At 52.6% G+C, this 4,554-nt stretch carries 3 protein-coding genes; 2 read left to right on the top strand and 1 reads right to left on the bottom strand.

Annotation, left to right across the window (positions count from 1 at the left end; all coding sequences use genetic code 11):
• Both FS320_RS47325 and tnpC read left to right on the top strand, forming a co-directional pair.
• Positions 1–430 (top strand): class I SAM-dependent methyltransferase (locus FS320_RS47325; protein WP_476738991.1); only part of this gene is annotated, 430 nt, incomplete at its 5' end.
• A 558-nt stretch (positions 431–988) separates the two neighbouring features.
• Complete coding sequence (gene tnpC / locus FS320_RS38600; RefSeq protein WP_152717614.1) at positions 989–3,730, top strand: IS66 family transposase; 2,742 nt, start codon at positions 989–991, stop codon at positions 3,728–3,730.
• A gap of 648 nt (positions 3,731–4,378) precedes the next feature.
• Here tnpC and FS320_RS38595 read toward each other — a convergent pair.
• A partial coding sequence (locus tag FS320_RS38595) for a transposase (protein ID WP_192926244.1) occupies positions 4,379–4,554 on the bottom strand: 176 nt, incomplete at its 5' end.

Genomic DNA, 4,554 nt, shown 5'->3' with positions numbered 1-4,554 from the left:
TTTGAAAGCCGGAGAGTGGTTCCGGCGGGGTCTCTTGCTCATCGTCTCTCCTGTTCAGCAGCCATTCTGGCTGCTCTCAGGCAGAAACTCCACTTATCCCGCTGTCCAAATTTCCCGAGCCAGCTCTTTCGATGGGATCTGGGCTTGCGCGTCGCTGTTGCATGTTCCCTCATCATCGTTTGCCGTGGTTGCGTCCCGAATCGTCGAGGCAATGCGACCGGGCGGGGCTTGGTTCATGTCATTCAAGCTAGGGGAGGGGGAGCGCGTAGCCCGCGGACGGCTATTTGTTGATCACAATGAGAGAACGCTTCGCAGTGCTCTGACGGGTTTGCCTGTCCAGGTGGTGGACGTATGGGAAACTGAAGATGCCCGCCCAAATCGCGCCGGTGAGCGCTGGCTCAATGGTGTCGCCAGTAAAGAGAACAGGTAGACTCGCGCCCTGAACTCCTAATCGTATAAGTTTGCTGTTCAACGGTCACGTCGAGCTGGGTCAGAAAGGCCACCTCTCGCGTCATCATCGCTCATGACCATGCTGGAAATGATTTGAAGTCAGCCGACTATCGGGCCGAACGTCCGCAGCCGCGCAGTCAGCCGATCTTAAAACGGCCGCGCTTATAGGTCGCTCGTGACTCAGTCCTGACCTTCGGCCGTTTTTGATTGGCCACTTGATGCACATTAAACCGCGGTCGGGCGAACGTCGATAAGGTCCGTGGCGATGATGACGCAGCAAAGGAAGGCAGCAGCTTCGTACAGCCGGTCTAGGATCACGTCTTTATGGTTGCAACGAGTGCCTGTTGTCTCAGCTCGGCAGGACTGAGCACTCTGTCGATTTTGCGCCAGCCGGGACCAATGGATGCCCTTGGAGCGGGCATCATGAAGAGTGAATAGACCAAATGTTGGCAAAGGTGATCAGCTCAAGCACTTGCCACTATTCATGCTTAATCTGGTCTAAACTTGGTAGACGCTGCTCTATCAAAGGATTAGACACATGTCCGCAGCATCATTTCCTGTCAGCCTGACGATGTTCGCATCATATTTGAATTGCAAGACAAAATACGTCCTATCCAAGAAGGAGGTGCCTGAGCCCCCAGCATTCTTCAGCCAGACCGCCGAACGCATCTTGGAAGCATACCGTGCCAAGGCTGCGGCTGCCCTGCGAATGGGTGCTAATAATGTGTTACTTCCATTCACGTCGATCCCATACACGACCGAGGATCCACGGCAGTGTATCTGCTCGGTTGACTGCCATGCTGCCGTATACAACCCAAGGCCGGGACCGCATTCATCTCAGCTAGCGGCAATTTCATTTCCTAAGGATCAATGCACCTATCTTCCGTTGATTTACTCGCCGCACGAGAGGGTGACGGCCTCTGACAGAATTGTTCTAGGATTCGCGGCGTTGGCAGTATCCGAGGTCACCGGAAGGGTTCCTGACCTTGGGTGGATCTGCCATGGCGAGCTGCCCCGCGTGAAGCAGGTCAAGCTTGCCATTTACCTTAGCCAAGCCAGCAGAATCCTGGACCAAATATGGGGGCTCGAAAGTGCAGAGCCTCCCTTGGTTCTGAACAAACATTGCTCCGAGTGTGATTTTCAAGCTCGCTGCCGGGAGCGCGCAATCAGTAGTGATGACTTGAGTCTTGTCTCACCTCTAAGCGAAAAGGAGCGCAGGAAACTCAACGAGAAAGGTGTATTCACAATTACCCAGCTTTCGTATGGCTATCGACCGCGCCGACGGCGGCGTGCAAAGCTGACAAACGTAAACTCCAACAAACATCCCGTCAGACACGATCCCAAACTGAAGGCATTAGCCATCAAGAAGGCGCAAATCCACGTCGTTGGAACACCGGTCATCCCCACGGGGGGAACGCCTGTCTACATTGATGTAGAAGGCATACCAGATCGCGATACGTACTACCTGATTGGGTTGAGGTACAAGCAAGACAACGAATATATGGAGCGTTCTTTTTGGGCAAATGATTGCAAGGGTGAGCAGGAGATGTGGCGGGAATGCTTGCTAGCGCTCAGATCAATTAAAGAACCTCGACTTGTGCACTACGGAAGCTATGAGGCCAAGTTTCTAAACAAGATGCAACAACGCTACCGTGAACTTTCCCATGGCGTTGATCAGCCTGACGTAACATTCCAATCAACTATCAATCTTGCAAGTCTTCTATATGCGAGAATTTACTTCCCAACTTACACGAATAGCCTCAAAGAGATCGCACGTTATCTCGGCTTCGATTGGTCCCAACCTGGGGCATCGGGCGCTAAAGCACTTTATTGGCGAGCTGAGTGGGAACTCTTCCATGAATCATCGCTAAAACAGATGCTAATTGAATATAACTTGGAAGATTGCAGGGCAGCCGAGTTGGTCTACGAAGCGCTGCAACAGCTATGCACAAGGAGAGAGGAAACTACATCATTCAATCTAAATTCAGTTGACGTTGGTTCACTGGAAGTCGGCTTCCAAAGGACGTTTGGCAAGTTTGCGAGCGCCCTTCCTGATTTTGAGAGGATCAATAAGGCCGCTTATTGGGATTACCAACGATCTAAGGTTTACGTGCGTTCTGGAAACTCGAACAAACGATCAGGAACAAACAGAGGGAAATGGAGGTGCGAGACAACCGTACCAATTGATAAGGAGGTTCGGATCGAGAATGATAAGCCCTCCTCCTGCTGGAATTGCGGATCGGCTACGATCTGGAAGGGTAGGAACGCGAGAACTCAGGTGGTCATCGATCTCAAGTTCACGACAAAGGGAAGCAAGCGACACGTTGTCAGATATTTGTACCGAACCTATCGATGCGGCGTATGTAAAGCTGAAAAGACATTTCGCCCAGCGCCGTCAAAATTGGGACCTGGTCTGTGCGCCTACGTCGTCTACCTGATAATAGAACTTCGCCTGTCTCACCACCAAGTTTCTGATTTTTTACGCACGTTGTTCAAGATCAACGTGAAGGTACACTCCATTGCTCAAATCAAATTGAGTATGGCAGCGAAATATGAAGCTACCTACAAGAGTATCCTCCACGAGATACGAACAGGGGCGCTTGTCCATGCAGACGAAACCAAGGGTGTCGTTTATGGCGGAGGGCATTATGTCTGGATATTCACGAACCTGAAGTCGGTTGCTTATGTATACTCACCGTCACGCGACGCTAGTATCCTAGAAGACGTGCTCAAAGATTTTCAAGGCGTCTTGGTGTCCGATTTTTATGGTGCATACGACTCAATTGGGTGCGCCCAACAAAAGTGCCTTATTCATTCCCTGCGAGACATTAACGAAGATATTCTGAAGAACCCGTATAACGATGAGCTAAGTCAGATCGCGTCGCAGTTTGGGAGCCTACTGCGACGCATCGTTGAAACGGTAGACCGATATGGACTCAAGGCGTGGCATCTCCGAAAGCACAAAAGAGAGGCGGAGGCTTTCCTTCAGCAAACCAGAGCGCGTGACTGCCGGTCGGAGGTTGCATTGGGACTTCAAAAGAGACTCGAAAAGAATGTGAACAAACTGTTTACTTTCCTCGACCACGACGACGTGCCCTGGAACAATAACAATGCAGAGCATGCGGTCCGTGCGTTTACGCGTCTTCGAAATGTCATGGTCACGAGTACCGCAAATGGAACCCGCGACTATGCCACTCTACTTAGCATTCAGCAGACATTGAAATACAGGGGCAAGAGTTTCTTGGAATTTTTACGATCTGGCAATGTCAATCTCGCTTGATGCGAGCCGGGTGATTCAAAGCCAGGCTTTGGCCGGGCGCAATCGGTCTCTAATCGCAAGGAGCGGAAGTTGGTAGAACTTCCGCTCCTTGCTTTAACGGCAGCATTTCCAATCGACGCATTTGCCCCTTCCATTTTTCGTCGCCGTGCCTCTAAGCTCTAGGGCTTTTGCAATCCCGACGTCGAGCTGGATCAGCAGGTCATCTCTTCATGGCCTCCCACCTACACTAGCTTCGAAGTCCTGAAGCAAGATAGCGCGGCACGCCATATGGGATGCTCCGCCATCTGATACTTGCACCTATAGGGGGCTACAGGGACGACAAAGGCGGTGGTTGGGGGCGCTAGCAAGCTAGCGTCGACAGTAATCCGCGCTGTTAGAAGGGTAGCTTGTTGCAAATGTATTGAGTTATGCGAGTGGGTGTGTGCGCCAGCTGCTCGAGCCGCTCACATTTGCAAAACTCCGATGCGAAACATTTGAGATTTGTGAGAGGTCTAGCCGTTCCTATTCACCAGAGTTTGTTTCGGGGCCTATTTGGTAGCGCGGGCGTGCCGATCCGCTGCGTTTCTTTCACCGCGGCAAGGTCTGGAACGTGGGGAACGCGTTGGCAGGGACGGGATGGGATGACCGGGGCGATGGCAGCCCCGGCGCTCAGGGCGAGGCCGCCCGGGGCTGGGGTGCCAGAGCGCTCGCAAGACGCCGGACGAGATCCGCTTCCGGACAGCACGAGGCAAAGGCCAGTCGGATGCGGCTGGTGGTTTCCTGCACCCGCACGGCGATCTTGAGCAGGCGCAACCGCAGCGTTGCGAACTCCGCCCGGGCGAGAT

Source organism: Microvirga tunisiensis, assembly GCF_009296175.1.
In the GTDB taxonomy this organism is placed as follows: Bacteria; Pseudomonadota; Alphaproteobacteria; order Rhizobiales; family Beijerinckiaceae; genus Microvirga; species Microvirga tunisiensis.
This window is presented reverse-complemented; position numbering and strand designations above follow the sequence as displayed.

What these genes read in the sequence shown, in the direction of transcription:
- tnpC (WP_152717614.1), top strand. Translation starts at nt 989, where the DNA reads ATGTCCGCAGCATCATTTCCTGTCAGCCTGACGATGTTCGCATCATAT.